Origin of the sequence: Streptomyces griseorubiginosus (assembly GCF_036345115.1) — a bacterium.
Classification (GTDB): Bacteria; Actinomycetota; Actinomycetes; order Streptomycetales; family Streptomycetaceae; genus Streptomyces; species Streptomyces griseorubiginosus_C.
Window position 1 is genome coordinate 5,224,052 of sequence record NZ_CP107766.1, and the last position, 20,101, is coordinate 5,244,152.

The 20,101-nt window shown below is 68.5% G+C and carries 21 protein-coding genes and 1 pseudogene; 11 read left to right on the forward strand and 11 right to left on the reverse strand.

What is annotated here, in order from left to right; genetic code table 11:
- The first annotated feature begins 60 nt into the window (after positions 1 to 60).
- Entirely contained in the window at positions 61 to 1,095 is a 1,035-nt protein-coding gene (locus OHN19_RS23660; RefSeq protein WP_330266095.1) for a hypothetical protein, read from the forward strand.
- A gap of 416 nt (positions 1,096 to 1,511) precedes the next feature.
- Entirely contained in the window at positions 1,512 to 2,162 is a 651-nt protein-coding gene (locus tag OHN19_RS23665) for an HAD family hydrolase (RefSeq protein ID WP_330266096.1), read from the forward strand.
- On the opposite strand, the gene OHN19_RS23670 is transcribed toward OHN19_RS23665, so the two are convergent.
- On the reverse strand, positions 2,129 to 2,389 hold the full coding sequence (locus tag OHN19_RS23670) for a hypothetical protein (RefSeq protein WP_123761537.1): 261 nt from the start codon (positions 2,387 to 2,389) through the stop codon (positions 2,129 to 2,131). The genes OHN19_RS23665 and OHN19_RS23670 overlap by 34 nt on opposite strands.
- Positions 2,390 to 2,603: 214 nt before the next feature.
- Here OHN19_RS23670 and OHN19_RS23675 point away from each other — a divergent pair, with 214 nt between their 5' ends.
- Positions 2,604 to 4,220 (forward strand): recombinase family protein, encoded by a 1,617-nt coding sequence (locus OHN19_RS23675; RefSeq protein WP_330266097.1) that lies wholly within the window; start codon positions 2,604 to 2,606, stop codon positions 4,218 to 4,220.
- Positions 4,221 to 4,332: 112 nt separating this feature from the next.
- Here OHN19_RS23675 and OHN19_RS23680 read toward each other — a convergent pair whose 3' ends face one another.
- Positions 4,333 to 4,539: a GntR family transcriptional regulator gene (locus OHN19_RS23680; protein WP_391198088.1), complete on the reverse strand. Its 207-nt coding sequence runs from the start codon at positions 4,537 to 4,539 to the stop codon at positions 4,333 to 4,335.
- 156 nt (positions 4,540 to 4,695) lie between these two features.
- Here OHN19_RS23680 and OHN19_RS23685 point away from each other — a divergent pair.
- A protein-coding gene (locus OHN19_RS23685) for an IS5 family transposase (protein ID WP_330266099.1) occupies positions 4,696 to 5,504 on the forward strand; the annotation gives its coding sequence in 2 pieces (ribosomal slippage) (positions 4,696 to 5,013 and positions 5,016 to 5,504; 807 coding nt in all).
- A gap of 23 nt (positions 5,505 to 5,527) precedes the next feature.
- On the opposite strand, the gene OHN19_RS23690 is transcribed toward OHN19_RS23685, so the two are convergent.
- Positions 5,528 to 6,286 (reverse strand): hypothetical protein, encoded by a 759-nt coding sequence (locus OHN19_RS23690; protein WP_330266100.1) that lies wholly within the window; start codon positions 6,284 to 6,286, stop codon positions 5,528 to 5,530.
- A 316-nt stretch (positions 6,287 to 6,602) separates the two neighbouring features.
- Between OHN19_RS23690 and OHN19_RS23695 the strand changes: the two genes are divergently transcribed.
- The 6 genes and pseudogenes from OHN19_RS23695 to OHN19_RS23720 all read left to right on the forward strand — a co-directional run bounded on the left by OHN19_RS23695 (position 6,603) and on the right by OHN19_RS23720 (position 9,512).
- Positions 6,603 to 7,157, forward strand: a complete 555-nt coding sequence (locus OHN19_RS23695) for a hypothetical protein (RefSeq protein ID WP_330266101.1) — start codon at positions 6,603 to 6,605, stop codon at positions 7,155 to 7,157.
- A 64-nt stretch (positions 7,158 to 7,221) separates the two neighbouring features.
- Positions 7,222 to 7,494: a hypothetical protein gene (locus tag OHN19_RS23700; protein ID WP_330266102.1), complete on the forward strand. Its 273-nt coding sequence runs from the start codon at positions 7,222 to 7,224 to the stop codon at positions 7,492 to 7,494.
- 465 nt (positions 7,495 to 7,959) lie between these two features.
- Positions 7,960 to 8,313, forward strand: a pseudogene (locus OHN19_RS23705) (recombinase family protein); the annotation flags it as partial.
- Between the two features lie 110 nt (positions 8,314 to 8,423).
- Positions 8,424 to 8,519, forward strand: coding sequence for a helix-turn-helix domain-containing protein (locus tag OHN19_RS23710; protein WP_330269689.1), 96 nt, complete (start codon positions 8,424 to 8,426; stop codon positions 8,517 to 8,519).
- A 160-nt stretch (positions 8,520 to 8,679) separates the two neighbouring features.
- Positions 8,680 to 9,063, forward strand: a complete 384-nt coding sequence (locus tag OHN19_RS23715) for a cold-shock protein (protein ID WP_020140317.1) — start codon at positions 8,680 to 8,682, stop codon at positions 9,061 to 9,063.
- A complete protein-coding gene (locus OHN19_RS23720; protein WP_330266103.1) occupies positions 9,063 to 9,512 on the forward strand; it encodes a hypothetical protein in 450 nt (149 codons plus the stop codon). Before OHN19_RS23715 ends, OHN19_RS23720 begins: the two co-directional genes overlap by 1 nt.
- Here OHN19_RS23720 and OHN19_RS23725 read toward each other — a convergent pair.
- The 4 genes from OHN19_RS23725 to OHN19_RS23740 form a co-directional block, all read right to left on the reverse strand.
- A complete protein-coding gene (locus tag OHN19_RS23725) occupies positions 9,505 to 10,368 on the reverse strand; it encodes a 1,4-dihydroxy-6-naphthoate synthase (RefSeq protein WP_330266104.1) in 864 nt (287 codons plus the stop codon). The two genes, OHN19_RS23720 and OHN19_RS23725, sit on opposite strands and share 8 nt — an antisense overlap.
- Positions 10,361 to 11,002, reverse strand: coding sequence for a futalosine hydrolase (locus tag OHN19_RS23730; protein WP_330266105.1), 642 nt, complete (start codon positions 11,000 to 11,002; stop codon positions 10,361 to 10,363). Before OHN19_RS23730 ends, OHN19_RS23725 begins: the two co-directional genes overlap by 8 nt.
- A gap of 19 nt (positions 11,003 to 11,021) precedes the next feature.
- Positions 11,022 to 11,525: a hypothetical protein gene (locus tag OHN19_RS23735; RefSeq protein ID WP_330266106.1), complete on the reverse strand. Its 504-nt coding sequence runs from the start codon at positions 11,523 to 11,525 to the stop codon at positions 11,022 to 11,024.
- 62 nt (positions 11,526 to 11,587) lie between these two features.
- Entirely contained in the window at positions 11,588 to 12,931 is a 1,344-nt protein-coding gene (locus OHN19_RS23740) for an MFS transporter (RefSeq protein WP_330266107.1), read from the reverse strand.
- Between the two features lie 382 nt (positions 12,932 to 13,313).
- On the opposite strand from OHN19_RS23740, the gene OHN19_RS23745 reads away from it, so the two are divergent.
- Entirely contained in the window at positions 13,314 to 14,240 is a 927-nt protein-coding gene (locus OHN19_RS23745) for a DUF3027 domain-containing protein (RefSeq protein ID WP_330266108.1), read from the forward strand.
- Between the two features lie 10 nt (positions 14,241 to 14,250).
- Here OHN19_RS23745 and OHN19_RS23750 read toward each other — a convergent pair whose 3' ends face one another.
- The 4 genes from OHN19_RS23750 to OHN19_RS23765 form a co-directional block, all read right to left on the reverse strand.
- Entirely contained in the window at positions 14,251 to 15,216 is a 966-nt protein-coding gene (locus OHN19_RS23750) for a CU044_5270 family protein (RefSeq protein WP_330266109.1), read from the reverse strand.
- The gene (locus tag OHN19_RS23755) at positions 15,209 to 15,826 is read right to left on the reverse strand and encodes an RNA polymerase sigma factor (RefSeq protein ID WP_330266110.1); all 618 of its coding nucleotides are present in this window, start codon (positions 15,824 to 15,826) and stop codon (positions 15,209 to 15,211) included. Before OHN19_RS23755 ends, OHN19_RS23750 begins: the two co-directional genes overlap by 8 nt.
- A 158-nt stretch (positions 15,827 to 15,984) precedes the next feature.
- Positions 15,985 to 16,407, reverse strand: a complete 423-nt coding sequence (locus OHN19_RS23760) for a hypothetical protein (protein WP_330266111.1) — start codon at positions 16,405 to 16,407, stop codon at positions 15,985 to 15,987.
- A 17-nt stretch (positions 16,408 to 16,424) separates the two neighbouring features.
- The gene (locus OHN19_RS23765) at positions 16,425 to 19,889 is read right to left on the reverse strand and encodes an ALF repeat-containing protein (protein ID WP_330294123.1); all 3,465 of its coding nucleotides are present in this window, start codon (positions 19,887 to 19,889) and stop codon (positions 16,425 to 16,427) included.
- Between the last annotated feature and the right edge of the window lie 212 nt (positions 19,890 to 20,101).

The window sequence follows — 20,101 nt, forward strand, 5'->3', positions numbered from 1 at the left end:
CCGACCTGCGCTAGTTTCGTCCCACGGGGTATCCAACGCACCCGCCCCGGAGGGGACTTCGTGGGTATCGAGAGCGACCAGGTCGTCTACGAGTATCTGAGCCGCGTCGGCGACGTGGCCCAGCAGCGGCAGTTGCCGTCGTCGACCCGTATGCGGCTGGTCTCCGAGCTGCGCAACGAGATCGACCGGCGGCGCGCCAAGGCCCCGGTGGACTCGCCCGCCGCCGTCCGCCGGATCATCGCCCGACTGGGCAGCCCCGACGAGGTGGTGACCGCCGCGGGCGGATCCGCGGCCGGCGCCCCGCAGGCGCCGGTCGTCTCCATGCCCGTGCAGCGGGACCGGGAGTCGCAGGAGGACGACGGGGAGCGGCGGACCGGGCTGCGCAAGATGGTGCCCCGTCCGCGTCCCGCCGACCCGCCGCCCCCCGACCCGGCCGTCTCCCACGGTCCCCACTCGGCGGGCCTGGACGAACTCGGTGATCCCGCGACGCAGCCCGACTGGTGGCGGGTGGACGACAGCCCCTTCGGCGTCGGCGACAGTGTGCCGGGCTTCGTGGGCGGGGTGGAGATCCCGGAGCTGCTGAAGCCCCCGCCGCCGAAGGAGGAGAAGAAGCCCGAGCCCGTCGTCGAGCAGCCCGCGGCGCAGGTGCCCGCCCCGAAGACCCGCACGGCCTGGTGGCGGCCCCGCACGAAGGCCGTGGAGCCGGTGGTCGAGGCCGCCCCGGTCCGGCGCCGCCTGTTCCGCGCCTCGGGAGCGGGAAGCTGGAGCAATCCCCTGCTCCTGCTCGCCGCCGCCCTCCTCGTCGCCGGTGCCGTGCTCGGCAACCTGCTCGTCCTGATCGTGGGCTGGCTCATCGCCTGGGCCTCACGCCGCCTCACCGACGCGGAGACGAAGTGGGCGGTCGTGATCCTGCCCGGCCTATCCCTCACCGCGGGCCTGGTCTGGCTGTGGGGCCGCAACGAGGGCCGCTGGGGCGAGCCCATCGCCCAGGGCCACATGAACGACGCGATCGCCGAGACCTGGCCCTGGGTGGTGCGAGGCGCGGCCGTGGCCTCGGCCCTGTTCCTGGTGTGGCGCTCCCAGCGGCACCGGTAGCCGCGACGCCGCCACGCTGACCCACACGGGACCGCTACCGAGGCCCCTACCGCGGCAGCGGCGGCGTGAGGGCCCGGGACGCCGCTGCCGGGAGCCTTGGCGCGGCAGCGGCCGCGTCAGGCCACAGGAGATCGCCGCCCCGCGGGGGTACTGCCGTAGCCCGCGTGAGGGTCCGGAAGGCTATCGACGGGTCCCACCGCGGCAGCGACCCCGCCAGCCCGCAGGAGATCGCCCCACGGGGGTACCGCCGTAGCCCGCGTGAGGGCCCGGGACGCCGCTGCCGGGAGCCCTACCGCGGCAGCGACCCCGCCAGGCCGGCGGAAGCCGCTGCCCCACGGTCGTATCGCCGCGGCGGTCGCCCCAGGGCGTCGGAAACCGCTGTCCCGCCGTCCTGCCGCCCGGGCACAATGGCCCATATGGCCTCTACAAGCATCCCCGCCCCCGGTCCCACCGTCGGCTTCGATCTCGACATGACGCTCATCGACTCCCGCCCCGGCATCCACGCCTGCTGGGTGGAGCTGTCCGAGCGGACGGGGACGTACGTCGACGCCGACCTGGTGGTCACGCGGCTCGGGCCGCCGCTGGCCGAGGAGATGGCGTACTGGTTCCCGGCCGAGCAGATCCCGGAGATGGCGGACCTCTACCGCGAGCTGTACCCGGCGTACGCGATCACCGGCACCCTGGCGATGCCCGGCGCCCGCGAGGCCGTCGACGCCGTACAGGCGGCCGGCGGGCGGGCGATCGTCGTGACCGCCAAGTGGCAGCCCAACGCCGAGCTGCACATGGAGCACCTGGGCCTCGCGCCGGACGCCGTGATCGGCAACCTGTGGGCCGAACAGAAGGGCGAGGCGCTGCGCGAGCACGGCGCGAGCGTGTACGTCGGCGACCACACCGGCGATGTGCGCGGGGCGCGGATCGCGAAGGCGCTGTCGGTCGCGGTGGCCACCGGGCCGTGCAGCGCCGAGGAACTGACCGAGGCGGGCGCGGAAGTCGTCCTCGGTGATCTCACGGAGTTCCCGGGTTGGTTTTCGGACTACCGTGCGGACTGCCTTCCGGCCCGCGCCTGACGCCTTCCGGCCGCGACCGATTGCAGCACGCCCGCTCCGGCCACCACGAAACCGACGGCCATGAGCATGCTCAATCCGAACATGTACGTCGGAAAAGGCGTCGTTCCGAGCAGGAACGGGGCCACGGTGACCAGAGTGGCCACCGCACCGATGAAGAAGACGACGGCTCCGGTACGGATCAATCGGTCACCGGGAGCGGCGGAATTCGTTTGGGTTTTGTCACGCACCGGACCAGGGTAGTTCCCTGCGCGAAGGAACAACCGGGCGACGTCTTGTCACCGGCCTGAAGACCATTAGCCTTGGTACCGGCGGGTCCCGACGACCCGCCCCAGTGCTATCAAGAGCCGTTTCAGAAGCAGTTTTCCGACGAGTACGAGAGACGTGCCTACCGGCAAGGGAAAGCCGGTTACCTAGGCACACAGACTCCGCTAGCCTTCCCGCATGACACCTGGTCTGCGCTACCTCGCCTGTCTCCGCCTGTCTGCCGACTCGGACGGCTCGACGTCCATCGAGTGGCAGCGTGGCGTGATCCGACACCACGTCAGCTCTCCACACCTGTCCGGAGTCCTGGTGGGGGAGGCGGAGGACACGGACGTATCAGGCTCGATGAGCCCCTTCAAGCGACCCAAGCTCGGACGCTGGCTCACGAAGCGAGTCGACGAGTTCGACGTGATCATTGCGGCCAAGATGGACAGGCTTACGCGTCGCTCGATGCACTTCAATGAACTCTTGGAGTGGGCCCAGGAGCACGGCAAGTTCATCGTGTGTGTAGAAGAGGGATTCGACCTGAGCACTCCTCAGGGAAAGATGATGGCTCGCATGACGGCTGTCTTCGCTGAGGCCGAGTGGGACACGATCCAAGCCCGCATCCTCAATGGCGTACAGAGCCGTCTGGAAAACCGTTCGTGGCTTACGGGTGCTCCGCCTACCGGCTACCGCATCAAGACGGTTGAGGGAGGCAGGAGGAAGATTCTGGAGATTGACCAGGACTTCCACCCCATTATTAAAGAGATCTTCTCTCGCGTCCGTGAGGGACAGTCCACACACCGAATCGCACGTGACTTCAATCGCCGTGGCGTACTCACGTGGGGAGACCACCTCAGGAAGCTGAAAGGGGAGGAAACCAAGGGGACGCAATGGCAATCGACCATCATCAATAAGTTCATCCGTTCCTCTTGGGTTCCCGGTGTCTACGCTTATAAGGGCGAGGCTGTACTAGATGACCAGGGAGAGCCTGTCATTCTCCCTGAGGAACCCCTGGCGTCCATGGACGAGTGGACAGACCTAGTCGACCGCATTAAGCCCGCTCCAAAGCCTGCAGGGGCGGAAAGCCGTACCAGCACAAAGAGCCTGCTTGCCGGTATTGCTCGCTGCGGTAACTGTGGAGCGGCTGTTACTTCTCTTCTGAATTCCGGGCACACCAGGAAAGACGGAGAGCGAATTCCCGGACACAGGTATTACCGCTGCTCCAATAAGTTCAAGGGCGGCGCGTGCACGTCTGGCCTGTACGTCCGTGCTGATCTCTTGGACACATGGGTTGACCAGGCGATCCGTGACAGCGTAGGCATGTGGGACATGTACGAGCGTGCCGGTAAAGGTCCGTCTCAGGAAAGGGAACTCCAGGACACTAGGGCACGCCTTGAAAACCTGGAAGCTAAGTATATTGCGGGTGAGTACGACGGAGAGGGGCAGGGCGAGTCGTATATGCGCATGCATAAGAGCTTGTCGGCAAAGGTTGCCCTTCTGGCTAGGCAGGAAGAGGAGAGGGCTAACCCGACTCTCAAAGCAACGGGTAAGAAGTACGGGGAAGTCTGGGAAGCGAAAGACCAGGAAGACCGTAGGGAATTCCTCCGCGCCTATGAGGTAAAGGTGTGGGCGTGGGATAAGGGAGAGGATGAGGGGGAGAGAGGAATGGTTATGGATCTGGGGGATATTCAGAGCATGGCGAATGAGCTTGCGCTATCCTGCCCCGGAAAGAGTGGCAAGATGACGAGAATGGTGATCAGCCATAACGTGACCGAGGAATGCCGTTGGAAAGCATTGAGGTTCGCTCGATAATACCCCACCAAAAGTCGAATTAATTCGAGGGTGCCCTAGTTTTTCGCCTGCCTGAGTCTCCCTGAGGGAGAGGCAGTAGCCGGAAGAGCCTCAAAGAGGCTTACAGGGGCACTCAGGGGCTTTCTGGGGGAGTGTCCGTGACGTAATTGCCCTGTCCGACTTCCAGGCGCAGCCATCCGTCTGCGCGGAGCGCAACGACGGCTTTCTGTGTGGTCGCCTGTGCCGTCCCGTACTCCGCTGCCAGTGCGACCGTCCCAGGGAATCGCTCACCAGGTGCCCACTCTCCAACGCGCAAGCGGCAACGCAGGTCGTCGGCAATCTGCGGCCAGAGGTTCCGGGGCGGTCAAGATCAGGCATACGGCCAGCCTGAGCTGATGACAGTGAGCCCCTCTGTCCCTTAGAGCTCGTAACACGATCTTGTTGAAGTGTCATGGTCCGGCGTGACTGATGTGACGATTCGGCCGTTCGGGAGAGTGTGAGTACTCGGCCGTGGATCGTGGATGACGAGTTGTGGGCGCTGATCGGGCCGCTGCTGCCGCCTTGGCCTGAGCGATCACCGGGGCCGCGGCCGGTAGCGGACCGGCTGTGTCTGCAGGGCATCCTGTACGTGCTCCATAACGACATAGCCTGGCAACTCCTGCCCCCAGAGCTGGGGTTCGGCTCCGGACAGACCTGCTGGCGACGCCTGGATCGCTGGCAGCAGGCCGGCGTCTTCGAGCAGCTGCACTGCATCCTGCTCGCCGAACTCAACGCGGCCGGCGAACTCGACTGGTCCCGCGCGTGTGTAGACGGCTCCCACATCCGCGCGAAAAGGGGGGCCCCGACACGGGGCCGTCGCCGGTCGACCGGCGGAAGACGGGCAGTAAACACCATCTGATCTGCGACGGACGCGGCACTCCGCTCAAGGTCATCACCACTGCGGCCAACGTCAACGACGTCACCCAGACCATCGCCCTCGTCGATGGCATTCCGCCCGTGGCCGGAAGGATGGGCCGCCCGCGGCGCCGCCCAGACTCACTTCTCGGTGACAAGGGCTACGACTCCAACCCCAAGCGGCGTGAGCTGCGCAAGCGGCGGATCCTGCCGGTCATCTCCCGCAAGGGTGCCCCGAACATCAAGGGACTGGGCAAACTCCGCTACGTCGTCGAGCAGACCTTCGCTCTGCTCCACCAGTTCAAGCGCCTCGCCGTCCGCTGGGAACGCCGAACCGAACTCCACGACGCCTTCGTCTCGTTGGCTTCCAGCCTCATCTGCTGGAGACGACTCAAGAAAGCCCACGCGTGATCCTTTTACGCGCTCCTGGACTGCTATGCCTGGAAGGCTGCGACCTGGTCCGGCACCGAGAAGTCTGAAGCACAGTCGGGACACGTCGTGGAGCCAAACAGGTGGGTCAGATGCTCTGCGGTTGCTGGCTGGTCGGCCCTGACGGCCACATCGTGCAGCCGAGACGCCAGTGGCGGCAGGTCCACGGGGTCCGCCGGGCGAATCCCGTGGACTATGGGTCCCTCACGGCCGACAACCCGAAAGCGCGCGTTCGGGTCCCGATGGCGAGTGCCTGGCCCCTTGTAGGAAAGGTCGATCTCCAAGCTCAGTGCGCAGGAGGGGCACACTACGGGATGCTCCTCACGGCGCAGACTGCGCCTCCATACGGGCACCCCCTCAAATGCCAGGAGGTGCTCCAGCCAGTACAGAAAGTCGTCTACATCGCCTTCGAAGGGCCTTGTCCCCACGACGTTCTGGGTCAGCTGGTGCAGCTCGTTGATCGCAGCCGGGTAGCGCGTCTGTACGTAACCGGGCTCGTGAAGCTGTTGCTCCTCGACGACGATGCGGCCGGCCAACCCAAGTGCCGGCCAGCGACCGCCAGGTTTGCGACCGGCAGCGATGTCTGTCAGAACGGGCAGGGCGGCAAAGCTGGCTGTGTACACCGACCCCTGGTGGTACAGAGAAGCCCACAGGTCCTCCCACGCCTCGTCAGCCAGCTCGGGATCACCGATCTCGTCAAAGAGCCGTGGCAGGTTGGATGCGGAGCCATAGGCATGCTTCAGACGGGACCAGTCCAGTGTCATGCCAGCAATCATTCCAGCCGCATCCGACTGGCACCCCCTACCTCACCAATGCCGCCGCCAAGACAAGATCGTGTTACGAGCTCTTATGGCGGACAAGATCGAGAGTCAGCAGATCGCCGGACAGCTCATCGAGAGCCTTACGGACGTCCTGAACATCGCTGAGAGCCGCGCACAGAGGCTTCCGACATAAGAGGGGCCGGGGGAGCCCAAGCCCCCAGAGAGCCTCTGGACGCCTTGTCTGGGGGCTCTTTCGTGCCCAAGCGCAGATGTTCCTCAAGCCAGGGTCAACAGACTTGTGTTTGGGCATCCTTGGCGCATGTCGCTTCCAGTCATCGCGATCATCGTTGCGTCACTCAGCGCCGCAGGCACCGTGGCCAACATGGTCGCCGCATGGTCGAACTACCGGCGCGTTAGGCCAAAAGTAAAGACTCGTGGGCACTTCGATGTCAGCAGAGACGGAACACTCAGTGGAACCCTCTATTTTGAGAATCGGGGACAGGCGCCTATTGAGATGACAGGGAAGGGTTACGTCGTCTTTCGTGCAGCTAAACAGCCCCTCCTCCTAAACCGTAGAGATCGAATCAAATTCGGCCGCTGGTATGACACTAGAATTGTGGCGACTAAGATCGTAATGAAGTTGACGCTGCCGGAAAGTGAACCTTTGGAGATTCCCGGGTTCGGTGGCGCGACTCGGGATTTTCAGTGTAACGTCGCATCGTACATTGGGATTGCCGACGAAATTCCACTGATGGCCTCCGTTGTTACTTATCAGTCCAACGGAATTCCTAGGCAATCCCAATGGCGTCTCATTTCGGAGTACCGTCAAAAAGCAGGTGACGATCAGCAGCAGCTCACTTTTGATGACGTCTGAGACGTGACAGTAGCGCTCGGCTCCCCCTGTCGGGGTCGGGCGCTTCTCCGTGTCCGTAAGCGGAATGACCCATGTCTGTTTGTCAGTGGCGGGTGAGATGATGGGTGTAGTTGAAGGAGAGGAGGAGGTAACCATCAGCTCACCAGCAAGAAAGCCAGCGAAGAAGTTGAAGGCGGGTGACCATCTGAAGTTGTCCAACGGCAAGACGGCAGAGATTCTGTCCATCGAGCCAGCGACCAATCAGTCAGGAACCAAGTGCTTGATTCTGACGCTGTACAAGGCAGGGAAGATGGTCGTCAAGACTCACCGAGTCATGACGATGCACTACCCACAGTAGTAACTCGAAAAAGGGAAATGCCGGAATCTCCTAACTTGGAGGTTTCGGCGCTTCTGTTTCGGGGTTTCGAGTAGTTACTTATGTTGCTCCGGATCACTATGGAAACCGGGTCATGCAGCGAGATCCTCTTGTGAATTCGAATTCGGCATCCTTATTCTATATTCCGTGCCCCGGCCTGGCTGGGCTATTCCATATTCAATGGAATAGCGATAGGGAAGTCGGGATGTCTGGTCAGGTAGACCAGATACCCATTCCGCCGAAGGCGGGTATCAGCCTCAATCAGGGCTTTCCCTCTGGCCTGCCTAATTACTGTTTGGTTTGTGGTGAGAGGTCCGGCCGCACGGCTCCCGGACCTCATATCGGTGTTCAAAACCCGTCTCAGAACCCCCTCTGAGACCTTGATGTTTTGAGATGAGTTATGAGACACCTCTGTTGTCGGCAAGGCGCACCAGGAGGGGACAGGCAATGACAGCCATCGGATACCAGCGAGTCAGCGTCAACGCTCAGGACTCACAGCTTCAGAACGAGGCTCTGACTGCGGTCGGTTGCTCGAAGATCTATGAGGACAAGGCATCAGGGAAGAACACGGAGCGCCCTGGTCTCCTCTCTGCTCTCGACTACATGCGAGAGGGAGACACCCTCTGTGTCTGGAGGCTTGACCGGTTGGGCCGTTCAACTAAGGACGTACTGACGATCGCTGACGACTTGCACGCGCTTGGAATCGCGCCCCGCATCCTTACTGGAACTCTCGCCGGTAACTACTCGCCCAAGGGGGAAGGCAAGTTCTTCCTTACGATGATGCTTGCCTTTGCTGAGCTTGAGCGAGACATGCTCGTTGAGTGCACCCGCGCTGGTCTCGACGCTGCCAAGGCTCAGGGGTGTACCGGTGGACGTCCCATCGTCATCACTGATGACGTGCTGTGCTCACGGTGGCCAAGGCTCGTAAGGCCAAGGGGGAGAGCATCACCGCCATTGCCAAGGCTCTTGGAGTCTCCCGCGCGACTCTCTACCGTCACAACGGATAACCCCCACGCTTCCCCGATCACTTTGAGCCTCTGCCGACGCAGGCGGAGGCTCAGTCTCGTTTTAAGGCGTGTTCGGCTGGAGAGACCCCCGGTAGGCTGTCTCAACGGCAGTTCAAAGGTGTCCGGGTCCAGTCCGGGAGTGATCGAGGGAGCGTGTGCTTTGCCGACTGGCAAGGTCAAGTGGTTCAACAGTGAGAAGGGCTTCGGCTTTCTCTCCCGTGACGACGGCGGTGACGTCTTCGTCCATTCCTCGGTCCTCCCCGCCGGAGTCGAGACACTGAAGCCCGGGCAGCGGGTGGAGTTCGGAGTGGTCGCCGGGCAGCGCGGCGACCAGGCCCTCTCGGTCGCCATCCTCGACCCCACGCCCTCGGTCGCGGCGGCCACCCGCAAGAAGCCCGACGAACTGGCCTCCATCGTCCAGGACCTGACGACTCTCCTGGAGAACATCACGCCGATGCTGGAGCGCGGCCGCTACCCCGACAAGGCGGCGGGCAAGAAGATCGCCGGCCTGCTGCGCGCGGTCGCCGACCAACTCGACGTGTAGTGAGCGAGGTTCGGGCCGAGGAGCCGTCCGCCCAGCTGCTGGAGCGCATCCGGCGGCAGCGCCGGCACACCCTGGAGCTGCTCACCGTGTGCGCCGTGGGCCTCGTCCCGTGGACGGTCCTGCTGGCCTTCACGCTGCCGAGCGGCTACACGGTCCGTCAGTGGCGCACCACCTGGGTCGGCTTCGACGTCCTGCTGCTGCTCGCCATGGCCGCCACGGCCGTCCTCGGCTGGCGCCGCCACCGGGCGGTCGTGGTGGCGGCCGTCGCGACCGGGGCCCTGCTGCTGTGCGACGCGTGGTTCGACGTGTCGCTGGCCCTGGGCACCCCGGACGTGTGGTGGTCGGCGGCCCTGGCGGTGTGCGTGGAGCTGCCGCTGGCGGGCTTCCTGATCCACCGGGTGCTGGGCATGCTGAAACTGGCCCAGTGGCCGCAGCAGCCGGTCAGGTGAACGACAGCGCGTCCGGCCCCAGGGCCGGCACCAGCCCCTCCGCCGCCGCCCGGGTGAGCAGCCCCCGGACCGCCGCGTAGCCGTCCTCGCCCAGGTCGGCGGTGAACTCGTTGACGTACAGGCCGATGTGCTGGTCGGCGACGGCGGGGTCCATCTCCTGCGCGTGCGCCATGACGTAGGGCCGCGAGACCTCGGGCGTGTCCCAGGCGGCCCGTACGGAAGCGCGGATGGAGTCGGCGAGCGAGGACAGCCTCTCCGTTCCCAGCGACCGTTTGGCGATGATCGCGCCCAGCGGGATCGGCAGCCCGGTGGTGGACTCCCAGTGCTCGCCCATGTCGGCGAGCTTGTGGAGCCCGTAGTTCTGGTACGTGAACCGGGCCTCGTGGATGACCAGCCCGGCGTCGACCTGCCCGTCCCGCACGGCGGGCATGATCTCGTGGAACGGCATCACCACGATCTCCCCGACCTTGCCCTCCAGCACGTCCGCCGCCCACAGCCGGAACAGCAGATACGCCGTGGACCGCTCGGAGGGCACCGCGACCCTGCGGCCGGTCAGCTCCACCCCGGCCTCCCGGGTGAGCACCAGCGGCCCGCAGCCCCGGCCCAGCGCGCCCCCGCACGGCAGCAGCGCGTACTCGTCGAGGACGTACGGCAGCACGGCGTACGACACCTTCAGCACATCGAACTCACCGCGCTCCGCCATGCCGTTGGTGATGTCGATGTCGGCGAAGGTCACGTCCAGCGCGGGCGCCCCGGGGACGCGGCCGTGGGCCAGCGCGTCGAAGACGAAGGTGTCGTTCGGGCAGGGCGAGTACGCGATCTGCAAAGGCTGCGAAGGCTGCGAGGACTCAGTCATGCTGCTTCCAACTCTCCAGTACGGGCGCCAGCTTCCCGAAGCCCTCCGTCAGGGCCGTGAGCGCGTCGCCGATGCGCCAGGCGGCCCGGTCGCGGGGCCCGACCGGGTTGGACACGGCGCGGATCTCCAGCACCGGCAGATCCCGGGCGAGGGCCGCCTCGGCGACCCCGAAGCCCTCCATGGCCTCGGCGAGGGCGGTGGGGTGGCGCTCGCGGAGGGCGGCGGCCCGGGCGGCCGTGCCGGTGACCGTGGAGACGGTCAGGACGGCCCCGACCCGGGCTCCGGTGGCGGCCGCGGCCTCCCGTACGAGTGCTTCCGGCGGACGGTGACTGACGGCACCGAAGCCCAGCTCGGTCACCGGCACGAACCCGTCCGCGGTCTCGGCGCCGAGGTCCGCCGCGGTGATCTCGTCGGCGACGACGAGGGAGCCGACCGGGGCGTGCGGCGCGAAGCCGCCGGCGATGCCGGCCGAGACGACGAGGCCGTAGGGGGCGGCGGCGAGGGCGGCTGCGGTACGGGCGGCGGCCCGTGCGGGCCCGACGCCCACGGCGAGGCAGTCGATGGGCGCCCCCGGCAACGCGCGGGCCACCGCGTCCCGTTCGGCGGGGACGGCGGTGGCCACGAGGATGCGCATCAGGTACGGCTCCGACGGATCAGTAGTCGGCGTTCTCCAGCTTGAAGTTCCAGACGCCCTTGTGTTCCTTGCTCTGGCCCGAGGTCGTCTTGTCCTGCTCGACGATGCTGATGTACAGCGTCTTCTGCGGGGCCTGGCCCTGCTGCTGGGCGAAGAGGTCCACCCCGTCGAAGGCGTAGTACGTCTTCTTGTACGCGTACGTCATCTGCTGGCCGTTGATCCACAGCGCCCAGCCGGTGTCCGCGATCTCGGGGTCGACGCCGACGCGCAGGGTCTCGCTCTGCGGGACCTTGATCGTCTTGACGTCGGACTTCTCCAGGGCGCACTTGGTGGCCTTCGCCTGGCCGAGGTCCTTGCCGTCGTCGTAGCAGGTGGCCTCGGAGCTCACCGAGGTCGAACCGACCGTGACGGTGACGCGCGGCGTCGGCTTGTCGCAGGCCGACAGGACGAGCAGTCCGGCGGAAACGAGGCCGGCGGCGGCGACGGCGCGGCGGCGTCGCACTACGGATTGCAGCGTGGTCATGGCGGAAGGCTATCGGGCGGGTACAGCGGTCCCTCTATGCGGGGTGCGGCGAGCCCTGTTCGTTACGCCACTCGCGCCCGGGGCCCGCTGCCGTGCCGGGCCGAGGCGATCAGCCCCTTGGCGGTGGCCAGCCAGCCCGCGGCGACCACGGCGGCGGCCACCGAGAGACCGAGGTAGCCGTTCAGGGGCATCACGATGCCGACCGCGCCGCCGAACACCCACGACACCTGGAGCATGGTCTCGGAGCGGGCGAAGGCGGAGGTGCGGACCAGTTCCGGCACGTCCCGCTGGATCAGCGCGTCCAGGGACAGCTTCGACAGGGCCTGTGCGAAACCGGCGACGGCCGCCAGACACGCCACCAGGAACGCCCCGAAGAAGATCGCCGCGGTGATCGCCGCGCCCAGCACGATGGCCACCACCGTCACGATGATGATCTCCGGCGCCTTCGACTTCAGCCACGCCCCGACCGCCGTACCGAGCGCGTTGCCCGCGCCCGCCGACACCGCCACCAGGCCCAGGGACACCGCCGCGCTCTCGCCGGTCAGCGGGTGCTCGCGCAGCAGGAAGGCGAGGAAGAAGGTGAGGAAGCCGGAGAGCCAGCGCAGGGCGGCGTTCGCGCCGAGGGCGTGGGTGACGGCGGTGCCGACCGTGCGCAGCCCGGGGCGCTTGACCGGCTTGAGGTGCGGGCCGTGCAGATGTGACTCGTCGGCGGCGAGCAGCGCCACGTCCTCGCCCTTGGCCGAGTCGACCTTCGGGGGCAGCGAGAACGACAGGAACGTACCGGCGATGAAGATCACGAAGGCGCCGTAGAGCGGCCAGCGCGGTCCGATGGCCTGGAGCCCCGCGCCGACGGGTGCCGCGATCCCGGTCGCGAGGAGGCCGCCGAGGGTGACGCGCGAGTTGGCCTTGACGAGGGAGAAGCGGGGTGGGAGCAGACGGGGCACCACCGCGCTTCTGACCACGCCGTACGCCTTCGAGGCCACCAGTACGCCGAGGGCCGCCGGATACAGCTCCAGGCTGCCGGTGGCGACCGCCCCGGAGATGATCAGTGCGAGCATCGCGCGGGCCAGCATCGCGCCCGCCATGGCCGCGCGGCGGCCGTGCGGCAGACGGTCCAGGAGCGGGCCGATCACCGGCGCGAGGACCGTGAAGGGCGCCATGGTGATGGCGAGGTAGAGCGCGACGCGCCCGCGGGCCTCGTCGGTCGGCACCGAGAAGAACACCGTCGAGGCGAGCGCGACGGTGATCATCACGTCCCCGGCGCCGTTGACGGCGTGCAGTTCGATCAGCTTGCCGAGGCCGGACTCGCCCGCGCCGTGCGCGTGGGTCGCCTTGCGGATCCCGCGGGCCGTACCGGTGAACGGGAAGTGCAGGGCACGGCCCACGGCACGGACGGACCCTGTCATCCGGCCCGACCCGCCACCGATCCCGGTGGCTCCCTGGGGTGTCCTCGTGGCTGCCACCCCGTCATAGTGCCCCGAGAAAGCTGTGAGTAGTGCGGTTACCGCGCGTATGAACGCATATGAAGCGCCTCCTGGGCCCCTCCGGGAGCAACGAACCATCACGTCGGTGTAGGCCGAGCGGCGGCGAACAGGTAGCGTGCGTAGCGCGCCGTGGCGAACGTTCTCGGCCGCGCGCCTCTCGGACATCCCGCAGAATGGATTCCAGCAGGTGCGCCCGAGCGCGATCGGGCGCGGACGTCGACGCGGTCCTTCGGTCCGCTCCGTCCGCACCCACCGCCTTCAGGCCGGCGCACCCGAGTGACGGCGTAGGAGAGAAGCGATACCTGTGAGCGCAGCGACAACGCGAAGCCGCACCCCCGACCGCCAGTGCGCCGAGGCCGTCGACCTCGCCCGCGCCGCCGCCGAGGAGGCCGCCGCGCCCGGGGTGGTGGGTGAGCACGCGGGCCTGGTCTCCGAGGGCGATCGTGTCGTCACGCACTTCTTCGAGTGCAAGGAACTCGGCTACCGCGGCTGGCGCTGGGCCGTGACGGTGGCGCGCGCCTCCCGGGCCAAGATCGTCACCCTGGACGAGGTCGTCCTCCTGCCCGGCCCGGACGCGCTCCTCGCCCCCGAGTGGGTGCCCTGGAGCGAGCGCCTGCGCCCCGGCGACATGGGCCCCGGCGACCTGCTGCCCACCGACGCCGAGGACCTGCGCCTCGAACCCGGCTACACCGGCGAGGACGAACCGCTGCCGAACGCGCCGGTCTCCGAGGAGATGGCCGAACTGGTCGAGGCGGAGGACGCGGAGCTCACCGCGGGCACTCCCTCCCACCTCCCGGTCGTGCCGTCCCGCGGTTCGATCGCCTCGGTCGCCGAGGAACTCGGCATGCGCCGGGCCCGGGTGCTGTCCCGCTACGGCCTGCATATCGCCGCCGACCGCTGGGAGGACTCCTTCGGCGCGAAGACCCCGATGGCCCAGGCGGCCCCGGCGCCCTGCGTCAGCTGCGGCTTCCTGGTCCCGCTGGGCGGCTCCCTGGGGCAGGCCTTCGGTCTGTGCGCCAACGAGTTCGCCCCGGCGGACGGCCGCGTGGTCTCCCTGTCGTACGGCTGCGGGGGCCACTCGGAGGCCGCGGTCATGCCGAAGCCGCCCCAGCCGGCCCCGCCGGTGATCGACGAGACCCGGGTGGACCCCTTCCCGCTGCGCCCCGCCCGGGACTCCGGCTCGGTGCCGGAGACCGCGGACGAGGCGGCGGCGGAACTGGGCCACTCGTAGGGACGGCGGCTCAGGGGCGCTGGAACACGCGGTCCACGACGCCGCTGGCGACGACGTACTGCGACTGGTCGTAGACCTCGGTCCCCTGCTTCGCCGTGGCCCGCTCACGCAGCCCCAGGTACTGGTACGTCTTCGCGTCGAAGAGCAGCGTTCGCCCGCCGTCCTTCCAGGAGGTGCCGGGCGGGCCGACGACGTACTGGACGCCGATGGCCGTGTGGCCGTTGAACTCGGTGCGGCCCGGCAGCACCTTGACCCCGGGGGCGGTGGCGAGCGCCTCGAACGCCGCCGAGCGCAGCCCCTTGGGCAGGACGGAGTCGCGGAGCAGTCCGGAGAGGAAGATCTGGACCATCGGCCACTCGTCGGCCGTTGTCGGCCGGCCGTAGTCCGGCTTGCCGCCCATGTCGCGCAGGGTGGCCGTCAGTTTCCGCGGGTCGGTGGGCAGTTCCTTCAGCTCGGACCACTTGGACGGCGGCCAGGTGCTCTGCCCCGGCCTGGACTTCGGCACCCACTGCTTGTAGCCCAGCTCGCTGACGTAGCCCTTCTTCGACCCGTCGACCGAGCTCCAGCTCTCGTCGACCCACTTCTTCACGGGGCCGCCGGAGACCGGCCTGCGCTCGACGACCTCCTTGGTGTAGATGAACTGGTCGTCGCGCGGGGCGACGGGCTTCTCGGTGCGCAGGGCCTCGGCCGCCGCGCCCCGCAGCACGGTGGCCGCGCTGACCGTCCGGGTCCGGGGCTCCTTCTCCCCGGTGTCCTGGGCGACCACGACGGTCGCGGTGACCGCCGCCGCGGCGACGCCGGCGACGGCGATCCGCAGCAGCGGACGGCGGCCGACGGCGGGTGCGGTGGGGGCGGTGTGTACGGCGGTGGGGGCCTGCATCGCCTGGAGGAGGCGGGAGCGGGCGCGGGAGCGGGCGGCGTCCGTGAGCGGGGGCGCGTCCGCGTCCCACTCCCTCAGGAGCTTGAGCTCATTCATCGTCGGATTCCTCTCGAAGTGCGGTCGGATCGGATCCGCCCAATGCCTCACGAACTTTTCTGCGGGCCCTGTGCAGCCGTGACCGGACCGTCCCCACCGGCACCCCCAGGGCGGCCGCGACCTCCTCGTAGCCGAGGTCGGCCCACGCGACCAGCAGCAGCACGTCCCGGTGCCGGGCGGGCAACCGGGCGAGGGCACCGGCGAGTTCGCGTCGGAGAGCCTGGGCGCTGACCCGTTCCGCCACCCGGTCCGCGACCGCCTCCCCGGGCGCCCCACCGGGGGCGGGGGAGGGCAGCCGGCCCAGCGCCTTCAGCCGCCGGGCCTCGGCACGCCGGTGCCGGCCGATGAGGTTGGTCGCGATGCCGAACAGCCACGGGCGGGCGTCGGTGGACTCCGTGCGGTACCGGAAGCGCTGCTGGAACGCGGTGGTGAAGGTCTCCGCCATCACGTCCTCGGCGGCTTCCGCACCGAGTCGGCGGGCCGCGTACCGGTGCACCGAGTCGGCGTGGCGGTCGAAGAGCACGGCGAACGCCTCGGGCTCGTCCCACGACCGTTCGATCACCGAGGCGTCACTGTCCTGCCCCACGCTGACGCCTGGTTGGACGGTCATCGGGGCTCCTTTCGTCGCTGTGGCGCTGAAGCTCGGGCTTTCACCGGTACTTCGCCGCTCACGGGGATCCGGTTCCCTCGCGGGGCGCGTCCCGTCCGTGGCGCACGAGTGAGCCCCGCCGTCGGGGGACGGCGGGGCTCATCGGTGGGGGAGGGCGCCTAGCCCCTGTTCTCCGCGTCGAGGAATCCGGGGTCGATTCCGGCGGCCGTCACGTCCGACCTGACCCGTGCGGCGAACTCCCGGATCTCCGCCTGGAGTTCCCCGTCGTCCAGGGGACGGCCCCACACGTCCGGCGAGAAGACGGATCCGAAGCGCCAGCCCTCGTCGCCCCGCACGATCCGCACGGCACCCTTCTCGGCGAACGACATGGAGTCCAGCTCGAAGTCCGCGGACCGCGTGGGGGATGCGCCGAGCCAGCGGGACAGTTCGGCGGCCAGCTCCGCGACCGGGAAGAGGACTTCCGCGTAGATCACCCGGTCACCGTCGACGACACGCAGGTCGGCCTCGATGTTGGTGAAGAGCTGCTCCACGCTGTCGCCCCGGAGATCCTGGGTCGTGAAGTTGGTGTACGAAAGAATCACAGCCGGTTTCCTCGTCCTCAGGAGATGGCCTCGGGGAAGCAGTTGAACACCTTCCCGTCGTTTCCGACCATGATCCGGATGCCGTGTTCTCCCCTGGTGCCGATGGGCCTGCCCATGTCGACGATCATCTTGAAGGACGTGTCCTTGTTGGGGAGGAAGACCGCGTCCCCCTTCTTCAGGCCCTCGGCGACCCACGACTGGACCTGCGCGATGTCGGTGCTGTCGAACTTGGCCCAGTTGCCCCCGGCGGTCGACAGATGCTTGTTCTTGACGAAGATCTCGGCGGGGTTCTCGGCGGCCTTGAACGCGATCCTCGACGCTTCCGAGATCCGGCCGATGCGCGAGGCCTCGGCCGCCGCCTCGATCGTGTTGTCGAGGTTCTTGAGCGCCTTCAGCCTGCCGACCGGCAGGACCATCGCGGCCATCATGGCGCACTTGCCGAGACTGGGGTTCTTGACGCAGTCCTTGGCGTCGTTGAGCCCGGTGATCCCCCAGACGATCTCCTTGAGCACGGGATCGATCGGCGTCGGGGTGATGGGCTGACCGGCCAGGGCACAGGGCGGAAGACTGTCACGGTTGACCCACAGGTAGCACTTCGGCTTGTTCGCCTCCGCCTCCTGCTGCCGCTCCCGCTCCGCCTTGCGCGCGGCCTCGGCCAGCCTGCGGGCCTCGGCCTCCTCGGCCTCCCGCAGGACGACCACCCGGTTCCAGGCCTGGGACGCGGCGGTCTCGGCTTCCTCGGCGCTCTTGCCGGCGGCGATCGCGTCGTCCCGGGCGTCGTCCGACGCCTCCTTGGCGCGGGCGGCCGAGGTGTAGGCGTACGTCGCGGAGAACTCGGCCTGGGCCGCGGACTCCTCGGCGTTCACGGCGTCCTGGTCGGCCCGCTCGGCCGCCCCGCGGGCGGTGACGGCGGACTGGGCGGCCTTGGCGGCGCTGGACTCGGCGCTGTCGGCGGCCTTGTCGGCGTCCGCTGCGTACCCGAGGGCCTGCTTGGCGCTCTTGTCGGCCTCGATGGCGTACCCGGCCGCGTCGGCGGAGGCCTGGTTGGCCTCAGCGGCGGCCTTCGCGGCCAGCCAGCGGTTCTGCTGGGCATGGGCCGCGATGATGCCGCCCTCGGCGATCAGACGCTGAACCTGGGCGATGTGGGTGGCGGCGAGCTGGTCCTTGCGGTCGGCCATGTACTGGCCCGCCTCGACGAAGCTGTTCAGGTCGTTGGCCGGCCCGGACAGGGCGACCTTCGCCGCCGCCTGCACCTCGGGTCCGCCGGTGGTGACCAACTGGCTGGCCGTCACCCGCTCGTCGGCGACGCGTGCCTCGTACTGGCCGCTGTTGAGGAACCCGAGCAGCGCGGCGACGCTGCCGTCGGTCAGCGCCTTCTGGGCCGCTTCCCTGACGCCCGGACCGCCGGTGTTGGCGATCTGGGACACCTTCACGCGGTAGTCGGCGAGCGCGACCTGGTGCCGGCCGCTGGTGTAGAAGGACCGGATCTCCTGGTCGGTTCCGTTCAGGGCCTCGGCGGCCTCGGTGCGCACGGCCTCGTACGGGCTGTCGGAGGCCAGGTCGGAGACCTGTTGCCGGATCTCGTCCTGCTCGGCCTTCTGCCACCCGGTCCGCAGGTACGCAAGGACGTCCTCGTCGGTGCCGGCCAGTGCCTGGGCGGCGGCTTCCTCACGCCAGGAACCGAAGTGCTCCATCGCGCGCAGCGCGACCGCACGGCCCTCGGCCGCGATGGCCGCGAGGTCGGCCCCGGACTGCTCGGAGCGGGCGGCGAGGGCAGCGATGTCGTCCTCGATGGCCTGTCCCTCCACCAGGGAGCCGGACAGGTCCGAGGTGAAGCCGTCCGCGACGGCCTTCTGCGTCTTGGCGTTCTCGATCGCGGCAGCCGTCCGCGTGGCCAGGTCCTCCGCCTCGGTCTCACGGGCGATGTCGAAGGTCTTCTGCGCGGTGGCGACCGCCGCGGTGGCCGCGTCCGCGGCGACCTTGGCCGCGTTCGCGTGCTTGGTGGCGTCGGCGGCGGCCTGGGCCGCGGTACCGGCGAACGCCACGGCCGCGTCGGCCGCGTCGGCCGCGTTCCTGGCGTGCGTGGCCGCGGAGTTGGCGGCGTCCCGGGCCTCGTAGGCGGCGGTGGCCGACTTGCGGGCCAGCGACTCGGCGGCCGCGGCGGCGCGGTTGGCCTCGGCGGCGTGGCGGCGGGTCTCCGCGGCGGCGGCCTGCGCCTCGGCCGAGGACGCCCCGGCGGCGGCCGCGTGGGCGGCGGCCTCGTCGGCGGCGTCGGCGGCCAGGTTCGCGTTGTTGTTCGCGCTCTTGGAGGCGGAGGCGGCGCTCGCCGCGGCGAGGGACGCCCGGCCGGCCTGTTCGGCGGCCTTGCCGGAGGCGGTGGCCAGGTCCGCCGCCGCGCGGGCGGCCTTGGCCATGTTGGTGGCGTTGGTGGCCTGGTTCTTGTCCTTGGCGGCGGCGATCGCCGCGTTGTAGGCCCGGTTGGCGGCGTCGGCGGCGGCCGCGGCCGCGTTGGCGGTCTGGGCGGCGGCCAGGGCCGCGATGCGGGCCGAGCGGTTGGCGGCGTTGGCCGCGTTGATCGCTGTCTGGGCCGCCTGGGCGGCGGCGCGGGCGGCGTCGGCGGCCTGCTTGGCCTTCACCGCGGCACGCTGGGCGTCGTCCTTGGCGGCCTCGGTCTCCGCGGCCGCCTTCTCCGCGGCCTGCTTGGCCAGGGCGGCGGCCTCGATCGCCTTCTCGGCGTCCTCCTGGGCGGCGAGCGTGGCGTCCTCGGCCTGCTTGCCGGCCTGCTTGGCCTGCTCGGTGAGCTGGGCGATGGTGGCGTGTTCCTGGTCGCGGTTGCGCGCGACGAACTGGCCGACCTCCAGGAACTCGACGATGTCGTCCGGGGTTCCCTGGAGTGCGAGCTTGGCGGCGGCCTTCACGTTGGTGCCGCCGGTGTTGTAGATCTTCGAGACCTGGACGCGGTTGTCGGCGGCACGGGCGGTGTACTGGCCCGAGGCGAGGAACTTCTCCACGTCCTCGGGTGTGCCGGCGAGCGCCTTCTTGCCCGCGTCCTGGACTCCTGTTCCGCCCAGGTTGACGATCCGGGAGACCTCGACCCGCTGGTCCGTCCGGTGCGGGGCCTGCCAGCCGTCCTTGAGGAAGGCGTGCAGCTGTTCCGGAGTCCCCGCGAGGGCGGCCTTCGCCGCGTCCCGTACGCCCTGGCCGCCGGCGTTCAGCACCCGGCTGGCGTCCACCTTGTCGTCGGCCAGCTCGACGGCGTCCTTGCCGGCGAAGAACTGCCGGAGGTCGTCCTCGGAGCCGAGCAGGGCCTGTCCGGCGGCCTCCTTGATGCCGACGCCACCGGACCGCCAGTAGTCGACGACCAGTTCGCGGTCGGGTGCCGGCGCGGTCTCCTCGGCGGCCACCGGCGCCGCGCTCAGCAACCCCGCCCCGATCGCCCCGGACAGCAGTACGGCCCACGCCCGTCGGGACGTGGCGCCCACTCGTTTTCTCACCTGAATCTCTCTCCAAGCCGAAGGCTGATGCCCGGCGAGCCGCACGCATGTCCCTGTACGACGGACATGTCCGCTTCGAGAGAATCCCGGCGGAGTGAATGTGCGACCGCCAAGAAGACCGCGCAACTGTCCCCCGGCCCACGCGAGTTGAGCCCTTATCCCCTCAAGGTGAAGGGAAGATGAGAGCGCGGTCGAAAGAT